Below are 16643 nucleotides of genomic sequence, written 5' to 3' on the forward strand. Positions count from 1 at the left end.
GTGATCGACCAGGTGTTCGACCTGTTCGACAAGCTCGGCGCCACCAATGAGCAGCTCGACTTCCCGATCGTCTACGCCTCGGCCCTGAACGGCTATGCCGGCCTGGAAGACACCGTGCGCGACGGCGACATGACCCCGCTGTACGAAGCGATCATGCAGCACGCGCCGATGCCGGAAGTGGATCCGGAAGGTCCGTTCCAGATGCGCATCAGCCAGCTGGACTACAACAACTTCGTGGGCGTGATCGGCATCGGCCGCGTGCAGCGCGGCACCCTGAAGAAGAACATGCAGGTCGCGGTCATCGATCGTGAAGGCAAGAAGCGCAACGGCAAGGTCGCCCAGGTGCTGGGCTTCCTGGGCCTGGAGCGCATCGAGCAGGACACCGCCGAAGCCGGCGACATCGTCGCCATCTCCGGTATTCCGGAACTGACCATCTCCGACACCCTGTGCCACCCGGATACCCCGGAAGCCCTGCCGGCGCTGACCGTCGATGAACCGACGATCTCGATGACCTTCCAGGTCAACAACTCGCCGTTCGCGGGCAACAAGGACCTGTCCGGTGGCAAGTTCCTGACCAGCCGCCAGATCAAGGATCGCCTGGACCGCGAGCAGGTCCACAACGTGGCCCTGAAGGTCGAACAGCTGGAAGACGCCGACAAGTTCCTGGTCTCCGGCCGTGGCGAACTGCACCTGTCGGTGCTGATCGAGAACATGCGTCGCGAAGGCTACGAGCTGGCCGTGTCGCGTCCGGAAGTGATCATCAAGCAGATCGACGGCCAGGCCATGGAGCCGATCGAACAGCTGGTGGTGGACATCGAAGAGCAGCACCAGGGCGGCGTCATGGAAAAGCTGGGCACCCGCAAGGGCCAGCTGAAGAACATGGAGCCGGACGGCAAGGGCCGTGTGCGCCTGGAATACCAGATCCCGGCCCGTGGCCTGATCGGCTTCCAGAACGAGTTCAAGACCCTGACCCAGGGTTCTGGCCTGCTGTTCCACGTGTTCGACCATTACGGCCCGAAGGAACAGGGTTCCATCGCCAAGCGCCAGAACGGCGTGATGATCGCCAATGCTCCGGGTGCTACCCCGGCGTACTCCCTGGGGCCGCTGCAGGAACGCGGCAAGCTGTTCGCTGCGGAAGGCGACAATGTGTATGAAGGCCAGCTGGTCGGCATCCACTCCAAGGACAACGACCTGACCGTCAACGCGATCAAGACCAAGCCGCTGACCAACATGCGCGCCTCGGGCAAGGACGATGCGATCCAGCTGACCCCGGCGATCAAGTACTCGCTGGAACAGGCCCTGGACTTCATCGAGGACGACGAGCTGGTCGAAATCACCCCGAAGGAAATCCGCCTGCGCAAGAAGGGGCTGACCGAAAGCGACCGCAAGAAGGCGTCGCGCGGCGGCTGATAGGATCCTGTCGTGACCGACAAGCCCTACAACCCGGATCCGCACAAGCATCCGGGTCTGCACCTGATCGCCTTGCTGGAAGCCAGCAAGGCGGCCTTGGCGCTGTTGGCGGCGACCGGGCTGGAAATGCTCGGTCCGCAGCCGTTGCGGGATGCGGTCAATGCCCTGATCCGGCGTTTCAGCCTGGACCCGGATCACGGCACCCTGCCCTCGCTGCTCAACATGATCAGCCCCGACGCGGTGCACCTGGCCGCCGCGGCCATGGTGGCCTACGGGGTGCTGCATCTTTTCGAGGCCTGGGGCCTCTGGCGTGCCAAAGCCTGGGCCTCCTGGCTGGGCTGCGTCACCGCCGGCATCTACCTGCCGTTCGATATCTACGCCATCGTCCGTCACCCTGGCTGGGCTTCATGGTCGGTCCTGGTGATCAATCTGATCGTGGTCGGCGTGCTCGCCCGCGATATCCGCAAACGCCACCGCAAGCTCAACGCCCTGCACTGAGTTGCCAAGCGTGGCACCGGCTGGTTAGCCTGAGCGCCGGTTCCCGGGACACCCTCATGCGTCTGACGCTGACATCGATGCTGATGCTCATGTCACTGTGTGGCTGCGCCCCTGCGCCGGCACCGGTGCATGCCAGCGAAGCGCGCGCCGCCCTGCCGACGACGTCACTCGATTCTCCCTTCCTCTATGCCGAGACCGACATCGCCGATCTGCAGGCGCAGATGTCTGCCGGTGCCCTGGACAGCGTGCATCTGACCGGCGCCTATCTGGAACGGATCGCACGGCTGGATCGTGCCGGTCCACGCTTGAACGCGGTGATCGAACTCAACCCCGACGCCCTCAAGGAAGCGGCCGCGCGCGATGCCGAACGCCAGCGCGGACAACTGCGCGGGCCCCTGCATGGCATTCCGCTGCTGCTCAAGGACAACATCGGCGCACGCCCGATGAGCAACAGCGCCGGCTCGTTGGCACTGGCCACGTTCCGCCCCGACGATGCCTTCCTGGTCACCCGCCTGCGCGCGGCCGGCGCGGTGATCCTGGGCAAGACCAACCTCAGCGAGTGGGCCAATTTCCGCTCCAGCCAGTCGATTTCCGGCTGGAGTGCGCGCGGCGGGCAGACCCGCAACCCCTATCGCCTCAGCCACAACCCCTGCGGCTCCAGCAGCGGCAGCGCGGTGGCCGTGTCGGCCAACCTGGCCGCTGCGGCGGTCGGTACCGAGACCGACGGCAGCATCGTCTGCCCGGCGGCGATCAACGGCGTGGTCGGACTCAAGCCGACCGTCGGACTGGTGAGCCGCGAAGGCATCATCCCGATTTCCTTCAGCCAGGACACCGCCGGCCCGATGGCGCGCAGCGTCGCCGATGCCGCCGCGCTGCTGACCGCGATGGCCGGCCGCGACGCGGCCGATCCGGCCACCGCGACCATGCCCGGGCGCGCGGTGTACGACTACACCTCACGGTTGAATCCGGACAGCCTGCGCGGCGCCCGTATCGGCGTGCTGTATGGCCCGCTCGACCAGCTGCCGGGCATCGGCCCGGCGCTGCAGCACGCCATCGCCGTGCTGCGCGAGGCCGGCGCGGTGGTGGTACCGGTGCAGCTGCCGACCCAGGGCCAATGGCAGGACGCCGAACGCCTCGTGCTGCTGCATGAGTTCAAGGCCGGCCTGCAGCGCTATCTGACCACCTACAAGGCCCCGGTGCGCGACCTGGACCAGGTCATCGCGTGGAACCGTAGCCACGCCGACAAGGAGCTGCTGCCATTCGGCCAGGACCTGATAGAAGCGGCGGCGGCGGTCGGCGGGCTGGGCAGCCCAGAGTACATCGCCGCCCGCACCGAGGCGCGCCGCCTGGCCGGTCCGGAGGGTATCGATGCAGCGCTGCGCGCGCAACAGTTGGATGCCCTGATCGCACCGACCACCGGCACCGCCTGGCCGATCCGCGCTGGCGCCGGCGACGACTTCCCCGGCGAGAGCTACAGCGCTGCTGCCGTGGCCGGTTACCCGAGCTTGAGCGTGCCGATGGCCCACGTGAACGGCCTGCCGCTAGGCCTGCTGTTCATGGGCACCGCCTGGAGCGAGCCGCGCCTGATCGAGCTTGCGTACGCCTACGAACAGCGCACGCGCGCCCGGCGTCCGCCGCGCTTCAAGACCGACAGCCTGCTGGCCAACCCCGGCCCACCCTGAGCGGTTCGGTAGTGCCGGCCGCTGGCCGGCTCTGCGTGACACCCGACGCTGCGAGGAGCCGGCCAACGGCCGGCACTACCGGGACGCGGGGACGCGGGGACGCGGGGACGCGGGGACGGCATTATCCGTTGGTGGGCTCTGGAAGGATGGCCGGCGCGCCGTCTTCGGCGCCCGGCGAACGGACGTCCTCGGCCGGCGTCGAGCGCGGCCGCTGCACCGGGTCGGGTTGCTGCAACAGCTCGGCGCGGGTGCGCGGCAGTGCCTGTGGGTGCTCGCGCGCCAGGAAGTCGAGCATGCGTTCGCGCACGATGCAGCGCAGGTCGAAGGCATCACCGGAACTGCGCGCACTCACCAGCAGGCGCACCTGCAACGTGTGCTCGGTGGTCTCGGTCACCTGGGTCACGCAGACCCGTCCATCCCAAAGTGATTCGCCCTTGCAGATGCGTTCGAGCTCGGCGCGTATCGCCGGGATCGGGGCCCGATAGTCCAGCCACAGGAACGCGGTGCCGAGCAGATCGGCGCTGCGGCGTGTCCAGTTCTGGAACGGGTGCTCGATGAACCAGGTGAGCGGCACCACCATGCGTCGCTCATCCCAGATCCGCACCACCACGTAGCTGCTGCCGATCTCCTCCACCCGGCYCCATTCGCCTTCCACGATCACCACATCGTCCAGCCGGATCGGTTGGGTCAGCGCGATCTGCAGGCCTGCGATCAGGTTGCCGAATACCGGCTTGGCCGCGATGCCCGCCACCAGGCCGATGATGCCGGCCGAGGCCAGCAGCGCCGTGCCGATCTGGCGCACCATCGGGAAGGTCAGCAGGATCAGCGAGACGCCGACCAGGATGATCACGCCCATCAACACCCGGCTGAGCACGCGGGTCTGGGTCTGGATGCGCCGTGCTTCCAGGTTGTCGGCCACTTCCATCGGATTGTCGCGAAGGATGGCGTCCTCGCCGGCGGCGACGGCACGCACCAGCAGCCAGATCACGCAGGCGGTCAGGCCGATGTGCAGCAGGCGCAGCGACTGGTCCAGCCAATGGCCCTGCAACGGCGTCGCCTCCAATGCAGGAATCAACACCAGCAGCGGCAACGCGAACGCCATCGGGCGACTGATCACCCGACCGATGCGCGCGCGCCGGTAGTCACGCCCCTTGAGCCTGCGGGTCAGTGCCATCAACAACCACCACCCGGTGAGTCCCACCGCCAGCGCGATGCCGATCGGCCACAGATACAACGCCGCTTGCTGCCAGTCCACCCTCACTGCACGCTCCAGCGATCTTCCAAGGAAGTCGACAGCGTGCCTGCACGGCCATTACCCGCATGTCAGGCGAATGTAAGCCGCGCGTGGACAACGCCCTGTTGGCGCAGCCACCACGCGCGGCTGGGCAGCGTAGCGTCAGGCCGCGTAAAGCTGCTGCTTGCGCACGATCGCCATGGCGATCTCCAGCGACTGGTCGTAGTTCAAGCGCGGGTCCACCGACGAGCGGTACGCACGTTCAAGATCGCGCTCGGTCAGCTCGCGTGCGCCGCCGGTGCATTCGGTCACATCCTCACCGGTCAACTCCAGGTGCACGCCCCCCAGGCGGGTGCCGGCCGCGGCGTGCAGGTCGAAAGACAGCTCCACCTCGCCCCGCACGTTGTCGAAGCGACGCGTCTTGTAGCCGTTGCTGGTGCTTTCGGTATTGCCGTGCATCGCATCACACACCCACAGCACGCGGCGGCCATCGCGCTTGACCGCGTCCAGCAGCGGCGGCAGTTTTTCGGCGATCTGCGCCGCGCCCATGCGATGGATGAAGCTCAGGCGACCCGGTTCGTCATCGGGGTTGAGCACGTCGATCAGGCGCAGCAGCTGGTCCGGCTGCACGGACGGGCCGACCTTGATCGCGATCGGGTTGCGCACGCCGCGCAGGTATTCCACATGCGCGCCATCCAGTGCAGCGGTGCGCATGCCGATCCACGGGTAATGCGTGCTCAGGTTCAACCAGCCGTGCTGGCGCGGCACCTGGCGGGTGAGCGCCTGTTCGTAGGGCAACAGCAGCGCTTCGTGTGACGTGTAGAAATCGATCCGGTTGAGGTTGTACACCTGCGAACCGGACAGGGTTTCCATGAAGCGCACCGCGTCGCCGATCGAGGCCACCATCTGCTGGTAGTCGCTGGCCAGCGGTGAATGACGCACCCACTCCAGGTTCCAGTACTCGGGATGGTGCAGGTCGGCGAAGCCGCCGTCGATCAGGGCGCGCACGAAGTTCATGGTCATCGCCGAGTGCGCATGGGCCTGCAGCATGCGGCGCGGGTCGGGCAGGCGCGCGGCCTCGGTGAACTCCGGCGCGTTGATCACATCGCCGCGGTAGCTGGGCAGGGTCACCCCGTCGCGGGTCTCGGTATCGGCCGAGCGCGGCTTGGCGTACTGCCCGGCAAAGCGGCCGACGCGGATCACCGGCTTGCGCATGCCGTGCACCAGCACCAGGCTCATCTGCAGCAGCACCTTGAGCCGGTTGGAGATGGTGGTGGATTCGCAGTCGCTGAAGTTCTCGGCGCAGTCGCCGCCCTGCAGCAGGAAGCGCTTGCCTTCCTGGGCGTCGGCCAGCTGCTGCTTGAGCGACAGGATTTCCCAGGAGGTCACCAGCGGCGGCAGACGCTTGAGTTCGTGCAGCGCCGCGTCCAGGGCCAGCGGGTCGGGATAGGTCGGCATCTGCAGCGCGGTCTTGCCGCGCCAGCTCTCCGGCGACCAGGCAGCGCTGTCGGCGGCGGCAGTGGCGGCAGGATCGACTACGGGCGGTGCGGACGGGCTCATCACAGACTTCCGAGGGGGTGGGGACCCGCCATGGTCGCAGAGCGCGTCGCTGGCGCAAAGCGTCTGCTGCGCAACGGCGCCAGCTGAACGGTGGAAAACGGACGGCGCCCGTCGCCCGGAACGGCATTCCCGCCGGACGCTGGACAGGCGCATGATTTGTTACGGAGTAACACTCGCCAGGCCGCCCCCCTCCCCCCACGCCCAGTCAATCAAGTGCTCCCCATGAAGCCATCCCTTCTTGCCAGCGGTATCGCCTTCGCCCTGGCGTTGGCCAGCCTGCCTGTCCTGGCTGCCCCGRCCGACACCGCCACCCCGGCAGTCACCGACCTGGACGCGGTCACCGTCAGCGCCCAACTCGACCTGGCCCGCAACGCCCTCTCCCCCGATATCGGCAGCAGCCAGTACCAGATCACCGCCGAGGACATCCAGAAGCAGCCGCTGGGGGCATCGGCCCCGCTCAGCCAGGTGCTGCTGCAGGCCCCTGGCGTGGTCCAGGACAGCTACGGCGGGGTCCACGTGCGCGGCGACCACGCCAACCTGCAGTACCGCCTCAACGGCGTGCTGCTGCCCGAATCGATCTCCGGCTTCGGCCAGACCCTGGACGCCCGCACCATCAAGAGCATCCGCCTGATGGACGGCGCACTGCCGGCCCAGTTCGGCGAACGCACCGCCGCCGTGGTCGACATCACCACCCGCAGCGGCGCCGAGCTGGGCAATGGTGGCAGCGCCGGCATCACCGCCGGGTCGTTCGGCACGATCAACCCCAACGCCTCGTGGTGGGGCAACCAGGGCCGCTGGAGCTGGTACCTGACCGGCAACTACAACCAGAACGAGGTCGGCCTGGAAAACCCCACCGCCTCGCGCCGGCCCGATCATGACGACACCCACCAGGGCAAGGCGTTCGCCGACCTGACCTACCTGGTCAACGACACCACCCGCCTGAGCCTGTTCGCCGGCTTTGCCAACAACCGCTTCCAGATCCCGGTCAACCCCGGCCAGACGCCACAGTTCGGCTATCTGGATACCGTCCAGGCCGACTCGGCACAGCTGGATGAAACCCAGCGCGAGACCACCCGCTTCGGCATGCTCGTGCTGCAGGGCACGCTCGGCCAGACCGCCTACCAGGTGTCGGCCGGGCAGCGTTACAGCGACCTGGCCTTCAACCCGGACGTGGCCGGCGACTTGATCTTCGATGGCGTGGCCTCACGGGTGGACCGCAACAACCGCGCCAGCACCGTGCAGGCCGATTTCTCGACGCCGCTGGGCGACAACCACACCCTGCGTTATGGCCTGTACGGCAACAGCGAACGCGCGCGCGCGGGCAGCACCGCCTGGGTGTTCCCCGTCGACGCCGACGGCAACCAGGCCAGCACCACCCCGATCGTGATCACCGATGCCAGCGCCTTCCATGCCAGTACCGCGGCGGCGTACGTGCAGGACGAATGGCGGGTCGGCCAGGACTGGACGGTCAACTACGGCCTGCGCGCAGACCGCTACAAGGCCTTCGGCGGCACCGAAGGTCAGCTCAGCCCGCGCCTGGGCGTGGTCTGGAACGCCAGCGACAGCACCACCGTGCATGCCGGCTACTCGCGCTACTTCACCCCACCGGCCAGCGAGCTGGTCGCCAGCAGTGACATCGCGCGCTACGACGGCACCACCAACCAGCAGCCGACCGTCGGCAGCACCACGCCGTTGTCCGAACGCAGCGACTATTACGACGTGGGTGTCTCCCAGCAGGTTGGCGAGCACCTGACCCTGGGCCTGGACGCGTACGACCGCAAGGTCGACCGCCTGCAGGACGAAGGCCAGTTCGGCGCGGCCTACATCTACTCCACCTTCAACTACCGCTACGGCCACGTGCACGGCGTGGAGTTCAGCGCCGACTACAGCAATGGCCCGCTCAGTGCGTATTTCAATGCGGCTTACAACAAGGCGATGGGCAAGCAGGTGATCACCGGCCAGTACAACCTGGACCCGGAAGCGCTGGCCTACGTGGAGGACAACTGGATCCACCTGGACCACGACCAGAAACTGACATCGTCCGGCGGCGTCAGCTACGCCTTCGCCGGCCACAACCGGGTCGGGGCGAACTACGTGTATGGCAGCGGCCTGCGTTCGGACATCGAGGGCGTGCCCAATGGCGGTGCGCTGCCGTCCTACCTGCAGGTCAACCTCAGCGCGGCGCACGACTTCAACGCCGACAGCGGCCACCCGCTGCACGCGCAGTTGGCGCTGGTCAACGCACTGGACCGCAGCTATCAACTCCGCGACGGCGGCGGTATCGGCGTGTTCGCCCCGCAGTGGGGTCCGCGTCGCGGCGCCTACCTGAGCCTGCAGCAGGACTTCTGAACKACTGCGCCCGCCAGCACGTTGCCGGCGGGCGCAGCAGGCACGCGATCAGCGCGCCGTGTCGATCAGGCGCGGCGCTTGCGGAAGGACACGAACAGCGCCCACGCGGCCAGCAGCACGAACCACACCAGGCTCCACATCGGCATGGTCAGGCCGAGGAAGCGCCAGTCGATGTTGCCGCAGTCGCCGGTACCGGTCAGCACGGTCCGAAACACCTCGAACGGCCCCATGGTTTCACTGAGGAACGCCAGCGGCGGGCCGCAGCTGGACCCCATGTCCTTGGGCAGCAGTTGCACGTACACGTGGYGACCGGCGATACCCATGCCGACGGCCGCGGCGATGAAGGCGAGCACGCCATAGGTGCCACGACCGGCGCGATCGCGCGGGCCATGCAGGGCGCCGATCAGGAACAGCAGCCCAAGCGCGGCGAACGCGATCCGCTGGAAAATGCACAGCGGGCACGGCTCCAGGCCGATCTTGAGCTGCAGGAAGATCGCATACGCCAACAGCCCGGCGCAGATCAAAAACCCCAGCAGGAACTGGGCGMGGTAATTCCAGCGCAGTGGATTCATTGCCAACACTCGTGAACGTGCAAGGCGCCAAGATTAACAGGGCGCCGCAGGCCCCGGCCCCTGCCGACCTACCGGCTATCGGCCCGCTGGACCAGACAGCGTGTTCTGTTGACGTTTGAGATCTTGGCAGTGACCCGACAGCAAGAGCGAATGCCTTTGACTCCTTGCCCCGGAAGGGTCGGTACGGGTGGATTGGCGGGACACGCTGCGAGTCCCGCAGACCMACCCACGCCAGCGCCCCGCCGTAGTACGCGACGCGCCTTGCCGTTGCCGTAGATCAACACACCAACAAACCCCTACCCCACAAACGGAAAAACCCGGCACAAGGCCGGGTTCTTCACCGAATTTCGGGTGTTGCGCGTCGATTATTCTTCGACGGCTTCAGCCACGGCAGCCGGACGATCCACCAGTTCCACGTAGGCCATCGGCGCGTTGTCGCCAGCGCGGAAACCGCACTTCAGCAGACGCAGGTAGCCGCCCGGACGGTTCGCGTAACGCGGGCCCAGGATGGTGAACAGGTTGCCGACGGCTTCCTGGTCGCGCAGGCGAGCGAAGGCCAGACGGCGGTTGGCGACGGAGTCGACCTTGGCCAGGGTGATCAGCGGCTCGGCGACGCGGCGCAGTTCCTTGGCCTTCGGCAGCGTGGTCTTGATCAGCTCGTGCTTGAACAGCGACGACGCCATGTTCTTGAACATCGCTTCGCGGTGGGCGCTGGTGCGGTTGAACTTGCGGCCGGACTTCATATGACGCATGGGAGTGATTCCTTGATTGAATATTGGATCGGTTGGGTATCGCTGTCGCCTTCCTGGCGTTGTTGCTTGGACTGCGGATGGTCCGATGCCGGCCCTCCTGGCCGACCGTCACCGCAGGCTGTGGGCCTGTCGATGCGTCGTGTTGCGGTGAAGCCCCCGCACCCGAAGGTGCGGGGTCAAGCATCTTGCGTAGCGCTGGATCAGCCGAGCATGCCGTGCTGGGCGACACCGGCCGGCGGCCAGTTCTCCAGCTTCATGCCGAGCGAAAGACCACGCTGTGCGAGGACTTCCTTGATCTCGGTCAGCGACTTCTTGCCGAGGTTCGGGGTCTTGAGCAGTTCCACTTCGGTCTTCTGGATCAGATCGCCGATGTAGTAAATGCTCTCAGCCTTGAGGCAGTTGGCCGAACGCACGGTCAGTTCCAGGTCGTCGATCGGGCGCAGCAGCACCGGATCCACGCCGTTGTTGGCCGGCTTGGCTGCACCGCGGTCGCGGTGGGTGAAGTCACCGAACACCGACAGCTGATCGCTGAGGATATCCGCGGCAGTGCGCACGGCTTCCTCGGCATCGATCGTGCCGTTGGTTTCGATGTCCAGCACCAGCTTGTCCAGATCGGTACGCTGTTCGACGCGGGCCGCTTCCACCGAATAGGCGACGCGACGGACCGGCGAGAACGAAGCGTCCAGCACCAGACGACCGATGGCACGGGTTTCTTCATCCGGACGGCGGCGGGCAGCAGCCGGCTGGTAGCCGAAACCGCGCTCGACCTTCAGACGCATGTTGATCGCCACATCCTTGGTGAGATGGCAGATCACATGAGCCGGATTGAGGATCTCGGTGTTATGGTCAATCTTGATATCAGCAGCGGTAACGACACCCGGCCCCTGCTTGGACAGCGACAGCGTAGCGTTGTCGCCGGTATGCATGCGGATGGCCACATCCTTCAGGTTGAGCAGGACTTCAAGCACGTCCTCCTGCAAGCCTTCAAGGGTGGTGTACTCGTGCAGCACGCCGTCGATTTCCACTTCCGTGATGGCGAAGCCCGGGATGGACGACAGCAGCACGCGACGCAGGGCATTGCCCAGCGTATGCCCGTAACCACGCTCCAAGGGTTCGATAACGACCTTGGCGCGGGTGTCGGTAAGGCGTTCGATCTGCGGACCGCGAGGACGCAGAACCTGGTTGGCGGTAACCGTCATGTTGCGGGTTCTCCTAGTGAATCCCCGGCCGTCGCCGGGGATTCTCCAATGTGAATTACTTCGAATACAACTCGACGATCAGCGCTTCGTTGATATCCGCAGGCAGGTCCGCACGATCCGGAACAGCCTTGAAGATGCCGGCGAACTTGCCGGAATCCACTTCAACCCACGACGGACGCAGGTCGTGCGTGGCAGACACGGTCAGGGCTTCCTGAACGCGCAACTGCTTGGCAGCCTTTTCGGACAGCGCGACAGCGTCGCCAGCCTTGACCTGGTACGAAGCCAGGTTGACCGACTTGCCGTTCACGGTGACACCGCGGTGCGAGACCAGCTGACGGGCAGCCGGACGGGTCACAGCGAAGCCCATGCGATAGACAACGTTGTCCAGGCGGGTTTCCAGCAGCTGCAGGAGGTTCTCGCCGGTGTTGCCCTTCTTGGTCGAGGCCTTCTTGTAGTAGTTGCGGAACTGACGCTCCAGCAGACCGTAGATACGCTTGACCTTCTGCTTTTCACGCAGCTGGGTAGCGTAGTCGGACAGYTTGCCCTTACGGGCAGTGGCGCCGTGCTGGCCGGGCTTCTGCTCCAGCTTGCACTTGGAGTCCAGCGCGCGCGCCGGGCTCTTGAGGGAAAGGTCGGCGCCTTCGCGGCGGGCGAGCTTACAGGTAGGACCGATATAACGAGCCATTTCTTATCGCTCCTTTAGACGCGACGCTTCTTCGGCGGACGGCACCCGTTGTGCGGGATAGGCGTCACGTCGATGATGTTGGTGATCTTGTAGCCCACGTTGTTCAGCGAGCGCACGGCCGACTCACGACCCGGACCCGGGCCCTTGATGCGGACTTCCAAGGACTTGACGCCGTAGTCGAGCGCGGCACGGCCGGCCTTCTCGGCAGCCACCTGGGCAGCGAACGGGGTGGACTTACGCGAACCGCGGAAGCCAGCGCCACCGGAGGTCGCCCACGACAGAGCATTGCCCTGACGGTCGGTGATGGTCACGATGGTGTTGTTGAAAGAAGCATGGACGTGGGCGACGCCGTCAGTGACGACGCGCTTGATCTTCTTCTTGGTCTTAGCGACGGGCTTAGCCATTTCTTAGGTCCCTTACTTCCTGATCGCCTTGCGCGGGCCCTTGCGGGTGCGGGCGTTGGTACGGGTGCGCTGGCCRCGMAGCGGCAGACCGCGACGGTGACGSARRCCGCGGTAGCAGCCMAGATCCATCAGGCGCTTGATCGCGATACCGATTTCACGGCGCAGATCGCCTTCCACGATGTACTTGCCGACTTCGAGACGCAGGCGCTCGATTTCCGGTTCGGACAGGTCGCGGATCTTGGTGGTCGAGGTAACGCCTGCGGCGTCGCAGACCTTCTTCGAACGGGTACGGCCGATGCCGTAAATGCTTTGCAACCCGACCCAGACGTGCTTCTGGGCTGGCAGGTTGACGCCTGCAATACGCGCCATGACGCGGTTCTCCAGCTGAGTGATGGCCGACAGCGCACCTTGGGCGCGCTAATCCGGCAGGATGGATCAAAAAAGTGAACTAGCGATTCTATCAAGGTCTCGGTGTACTTGGAAGTCCGTGGAACCTCAAAGGTTCCATGGACCCGGCGTGGGGAGTGTGCCCATGCTCCGGCGCCGGATGTCGTTGACTGCGGAGGTTGCCCTCTTCGTCGCCCGCGCTWCTCCTGCGCGGGACCACCACATCACACCCCCACCCGAAACCGCTGCGGGGGCCGCCCTTCGATTTGGAAGGCCAGGTCCGGGAACCGGAGGGGCCTTCGCAACAAGAAGAATAGTGTAACAGGCTTATCAGCCGCGAGCAAAACCGCCGCGGTTGCCGCCCTTCAGGTTGGCCTTCTTCAACAGGCTCTCGTACTGGTGCGACATCAGGTGCGCCTGGATCTGCGCGATGAAGTCCATCACCACCACCACCACGATCAGCAGCGAGGTGCCGCCGAAGTAGAACGAGGCGCCCAGCTGGGTGCGCATGATTTCCGGCAGCAGGCAGACGATCACCAGGTACAGCGAGCCGGCCGCGGTCAGGCGGGTCAGCACACCGTCGATGTAATCGGCGGTGGCCTTGCCCGGACGAATGCCCGGAATCAGCGCGCCCGACTTCTTCAGGTTGTCGGCGGTTTCCTGCGAGTTGAACACCAGCGCGGTATAGAAGAACGCGAAACCGGTGATCAGCGCAGCGAACACGATCATGTGCAGCGGCTCGCCCGGACCCAGCGCATTGGCAACCTTCTGCAGCCACGTGGCCGAACTGGCCTGGCCGGACCACATGGCCAGGGTCGTCGGGAACGCCAGGATGCTCGAGGCGAAGATGGCCGGGATCACGCCCGCCATGTTCAGCTTCAGCGGCAGGAACGAGGTCTGGTTCATGTACGCATTGCGACCGCCCTGGCGGCGCGCGTAGTTCACCGTGATMCGACGCTGGCCACGCTCGACGAACACCACGAAGTAGGTGAAGGCCAGCACCACCAGCACGATCAGCAGCAACGAAATGAAGCTCATGTTGCCGTCGCGGTAGGCTTCCACGGTGTGGATGACCGCGCCCGGCAGGCCKGCGACGATGCCGGCGAAGATGATCAGCGAGACGCCGTTGCCGATGCCACGCTCGGTGACCTGCTCGCCAACCCACATCAGGAAGATCGTACCGGCGGTCAGCGCGACGATGGCGGTGAGCACAAAGCCCATGCCCGGGGCGTACACGACCGGCGCGCCGCTCGGCGACAGCTGGTTCTGCAGCGCCAGCGCAATGCTGCCGCCCTGCACCACGGCCAGCAACACGGCGCCGATGCGGGAATATTGGGTGATCTTGCGACGGCCTGATTCACCTTCCTTCTGCATTGCCTTCAATGCCGGGAAGATATGGACCGCCAGCTGCATCACGATGGACGCCGAAATGTACGGCATCACGTTCAGCGCGAAAATGCTGAAACGGTGCAGGGCGCCGCCCGAGAACATGTTGAACATGTCCACGATGCCGCCGCCCTGCGCCTGCATGAGCGCAAGCATGGCATCGGGATTCACGCCCGGCACCGGCACATAACAGCCGATGCGATAGACGATCAACGCCCCGATGACGAACAGCAGACGCTGACGAAGTTCCGTGAACTTGCCGAGCCCGCCGCCGAGGTTACCAATGCCAGCTTGCGCCATGTCTTACTCCTGTACGCTGCCGCCGGCAGCTTCGATCGCGGCCTTGGCACTGGCCGTTGCAGCGACGCCCTTCAGGGTGAACGCCTTGGTCAGGTCGCCCTTCATGACGATCTTGGCACGCTTCGCGGTGCTCGGGACCAGCTTGGCAGCGCGCAGCGCGGCGAAGTCGATCTCGCCCGCTTCCAGGCGTTCCAGCTGGTAGGACAGCACTTCAGCGGTGTCCTTGGCGATCTTGGAACGGAAACCGACCTTCGGCAGACGACGCTGCATGGGGGTCTGGCCGCCTTCGAAGCCTGCCTTGATCTTGCCGCCACCCTTACGGGCAAACGAACCCTTGTGGCCGCGGCCGCAGGTCTTGCCCAGGCCGGAGCCGATACCACGACCGACGCGGGTACGCTCTTTGCGAGCGCCCGGTGCCGGGCTCAGTTCATTCAGATGCATGGTCATTGGATTATTCCTCAACCTTGACGAGGTAGTGGACCTTGTTGATCAGACCGCGAACCTGCGGGCTGTCCTTCAGTTCACGGACATCGTTGAGCTTGCTCAGACCCAGGGCACGCACCGACAGGCGGTGACGCGACTGGGCACCACGGAGGCCGCGCACCAGGCGGACCTTGACGGTCTTGACGGTTTCATTAGCCATGGTTGAGATCCTCTACCTTCTTGCCGCGCTTGGCTGCAATGCGAGCCGGCGACTGCATTTCGCCCAGGCCCTTCAACGTGGCGCGAACCAGGTTGATCGGGTTGCGCGAACCGACGGCCTTGGCCAGCACGTTCTTGACGCCAACGGCTTCCAGCACGGCGCGCATGGCACCACCGGCGATGACACCGGTACCTTCGGAGGCCGGCATCATGAACACGCGGGCTGCGCCGTGGCCGGACTTCACCGGGTGCCACAGGGTGCCGTTGTTCAGATCGACGTCGGCCAGGTTCTTGCGCGCCTGCTCCATCGACTTCTGGATGGCGACCGGCACTTCACGCGCCTTGCCGTAACCGAAACCGACCTTGCCTGCGCCGTCACCGACCACGGTCAGTGCGGTGAAGGTGAACTGGCGACCGCCCTTGACGGTCTTGCTGACGCGGTTGACCGCGACCAGCTTCTCGATCATGCCGTCGTCGACTTTCTCTTCGCGGTTACGGTCGCGATCGCGACCCCGCTGCTGACGTTCTTCTGCCATGTTGATTCCTTGATTGGTTGGGTATGTACGGCTCAGGGCCGCTTATAGCTGTGAAGTGGTGCGGTGAACCGATCGCCCTTGCAGAAGAAGGACGTCGTCCGGCGCAACCCGCGCCGGCAGGCAGGTGGGAGCAGGAGAAACCCCTGCCCCCGAATCCCTTAGAACTGCAGGCCGCCTTCGCGGGCTGCGTCGGCCAGTGCCTTGATGCGACCGTGGTAGCGGTAGCCCGAGCGGTCGAAAGCGACCTTCTCGATGCCCGCAGCCTTGGCGCGCTCGGCGACCAGCTTGCCGACCTTGGTGGCGGCGTCGCTGTTCTTGCCGTTCTTCAGGCCTTCCTTGACGTCGGCCTGGGTGGTGTTGGCAGCAGCCAGCACCTTGGAGCCATCGGCGGTGAAGACCTGGGCGTACAGGTGCTGACCGGTGCGCAGCACCGACAGACGCGGCACGCCGAGAACGCGGATGTGTGCACGGGTCGACTTGGCGCGACGCAGGCGGGCGATGTTCTTGTTGATGCTCATGATTTGAGTTCCTTGAAAGCTGAAGTGAAGCGGGCTTTTGCGTTGAGAAACCCGGCCGGTGACGGCCAGGCTCCCGTGGAAGTTCCCGCGCCTGATTAGGCCTTCTTGGCTTCCTTACGAATGATGACTTCGCCGGCGTACTTCACACCCTTGCCCTTGTAGGGCTCCGGCGGACGGAAGCCACGGATCTTGGCAGCCACTTCACCGACGCGCTGCTTGTCGGTGCCCTGGACCAGCACTTCGGTCTGGGTCGGGGTCGAGATGGTGATGCCTTCCGGCGCCACGAACAGGACCGGATGCGAGAACCCGAGCGACAGGTTCAGATCCTTGCCCTGCATGGCGGCACGGTAACCGACGCCGACCAGCTCGAGCTTGCGCTCGAAGCCTTCGGTGACGCCGTGGACCATGTTGGCCAGGATCGCGCGCACGGTGCCGGTGAGGGCAAGCAGGCTCGGATCGTTGGCGGCCAGGTTGGCAACGCCGTTTTCGATGGTGATTTCAACGCCAGCAACCTTGGGCAGCGACAGGG

Annotated in this window: 18 protein-coding genes; 4 read left to right on the forward strand and 14 right to left on the reverse strand. The window is 65.5% G+C overall.

Annotated elements, in window-relative coordinates; all coding sequences use genetic code 11:
• The 3 genes from ACXJKH_RS04505 to ACXJKH_RS04515 all read left to right on the forward strand — a co-directional run.
• Window positions 1-1410, forward strand: a 1410-nt coding sequence (locus ACXJKH_RS04505) for an EF-Tu/IF-2/RF-3 family GTPase (RefSeq protein WP_457318457.1), incomplete at its 5' end; no start/stop codon positions are given.
• A 12-nt stretch (window positions 1411-1422) separates the two neighbouring features.
• Window positions 1423-1908, forward strand: coding sequence for a DUF2127 domain-containing protein (locus ACXJKH_RS04510; RefSeq protein WP_256776233.1), 486 nt, complete (start codon window positions 1423-1425; stop codon window positions 1906-1908).
• 56 nt (window positions 1909-1964) lie between these two features.
• The gene (locus tag ACXJKH_RS04515; RefSeq protein ID WP_457318458.1) at window positions 1965-3590 is read left to right on the forward strand and encodes an amidase; all 1626 of its coding nucleotides are present in this window, start codon (window positions 1965-1967) and stop codon (window positions 3588-3590) included.
• A gap of 121 nt (window positions 3591-3711) precedes the next feature.
• Here ACXJKH_RS04515 and ACXJKH_RS04520 read toward each other — a convergent pair whose 3' ends face one another.
• Together ACXJKH_RS04520 and ACXJKH_RS04525 are read right to left on the reverse strand one after the other, a co-directional pair.
• Entirely contained in the window at window positions 3712-4851 is a 1140-nt protein-coding gene (locus tag ACXJKH_RS04520) for a mechanosensitive ion channel family protein (RefSeq protein ID WP_457318459.1), read from the reverse strand.
• A gap of 135 nt (window positions 4852-4986) precedes the next feature.
• The gene (locus ACXJKH_RS04525; protein ID WP_457318460.1) at window positions 4987-6384 is read right to left on the reverse strand and encodes a class II 3-deoxy-7-phosphoheptulonate synthase; all 1398 of its coding nucleotides are present in this window, start codon (window positions 6382-6384) and stop codon (window positions 4987-4989) included.
• Window positions 6385-6606: 222 nt separating this feature from the next.
• On the opposite strand from ACXJKH_RS04525, the gene ACXJKH_RS04530 reads away from it, so the two are divergent.
• Entirely contained in the window at window positions 6607-8733 is a 2127-nt protein-coding gene (locus ACXJKH_RS04530; RefSeq protein ID WP_457318461.1) for a TonB-dependent receptor plug domain-containing protein, read from the forward strand.
• 65 nt (window positions 8734-8798) lie between these two features.
• Here ACXJKH_RS04530 and ACXJKH_RS04535 read toward each other — a convergent pair whose 3' ends face one another.
• The 12 genes from ACXJKH_RS04535 to rplF all read right to left on the reverse strand — a co-directional run.
• Window positions 8799-9305, reverse strand: coding sequence for a disulfide bond formation protein B (locus ACXJKH_RS04535; protein ID WP_457318462.1), 507 nt, complete (start codon window positions 9303-9305; stop codon window positions 8799-8801).
• Between the two features lie 365 nt (window positions 9306-9670).
• Window positions 9671-10057, reverse strand: a complete 387-nt coding sequence (gene rplQ, locus ACXJKH_RS04540; protein WP_256776228.1) for a 50S ribosomal protein L17 — start codon at window positions 10055-10057, stop codon at window positions 9671-9673.
• A 200-nt stretch (window positions 10058-10257) separates the two neighbouring features.
• Window positions 10258-11256 carry a DNA-directed RNA polymerase subunit alpha gene (locus ACXJKH_RS04545; RefSeq protein WP_256776227.1) on the reverse strand — a complete coding sequence of 333 codons (999 nt, stop codon included), beginning with the start codon at window positions 11254-11256 and terminating at the stop codon, window positions 10258-10260.
• Between the two features lie 55 nt (window positions 11257-11311).
• A complete protein-coding gene (rpsD, locus tag ACXJKH_RS04550; protein ID WP_038690262.1) occupies window positions 11312-11941 on the reverse strand; it encodes a 30S ribosomal protein S4 in 630 nt (209 codons plus the stop codon).
• A 14-nt stretch (window positions 11942-11955) separates the two neighbouring features.
• On the reverse strand, window positions 11956-12345 hold the full coding sequence (gene rpsK, locus ACXJKH_RS04555) for a 30S ribosomal protein S11 (RefSeq protein ID WP_017355427.1): 390 nt from the start codon (window positions 12343-12345) through the stop codon (window positions 11956-11958).
• A 12-nt stretch (window positions 12346-12357) separates the two neighbouring features.
• A complete protein-coding gene (gene rpsM, locus ACXJKH_RS04560) occupies window positions 12358-12714 on the reverse strand; it encodes a 30S ribosomal protein S13 (protein WP_457318463.1) in 357 nt (118 codons plus the stop codon).
• A 348-nt stretch (window positions 12715-13062) separates the two neighbouring features.
• Window positions 13063-14418 carry a preprotein translocase subunit SecY gene (gene secY, locus ACXJKH_RS04565; RefSeq protein WP_256776226.1) on the reverse strand — a complete coding sequence of 452 codons (1356 nt, stop codon included), beginning with the start codon at window positions 14416-14418 and terminating at the stop codon, window positions 13063-13065.
• Window positions 14419-14421: 3 nt separating this feature from the next.
• The gene (rplO, locus tag ACXJKH_RS04570) at window positions 14422-14865 is read right to left on the reverse strand and encodes a 50S ribosomal protein L15 (protein WP_019186161.1); all 444 of its coding nucleotides are present in this window, start codon (window positions 14863-14865) and stop codon (window positions 14422-14424) included.
• Window positions 14866-14869: 4 nt separating this feature from the next.
• Window positions 14870-15061 carry a 50S ribosomal protein L30 gene (rpmD, locus tag ACXJKH_RS04575; protein ID WP_256776224.1) on the reverse strand — a complete coding sequence of 64 codons (192 nt, stop codon included), beginning with the start codon at window positions 15059-15061 and terminating at the stop codon, window positions 14870-14872.
• Complete coding sequence (gene rpsE, locus ACXJKH_RS04580) at window positions 15054-15596, reverse strand: 30S ribosomal protein S5 (RefSeq protein ID WP_448135327.1); 543 nt, start codon at window positions 15594-15596, stop codon at window positions 15054-15056. The genes rpmD and rpsE overlap by 8 nt, the downstream gene beginning before the upstream one ends.
• 158 nt (window positions 15597-15754) lie before the next feature.
• Complete coding sequence (rplR, locus tag ACXJKH_RS04585; protein WP_256776223.1) at window positions 15755-16114, reverse strand: 50S ribosomal protein L18; 360 nt, start codon at window positions 16112-16114, stop codon at window positions 15755-15757.
• A gap of 95 nt (window positions 16115-16209) precedes the next feature.
• The coding region (gene rplF / locus ACXJKH_RS04590) for a 50S ribosomal protein L6 (RefSeq protein WP_457318464.1) at window positions 16210-16643 on the reverse strand (434 nt) is incomplete at its 5' end.

It is taken from the genome of Stenotrophomonas sp. P5_B8 (assembly GCF_054049855.1).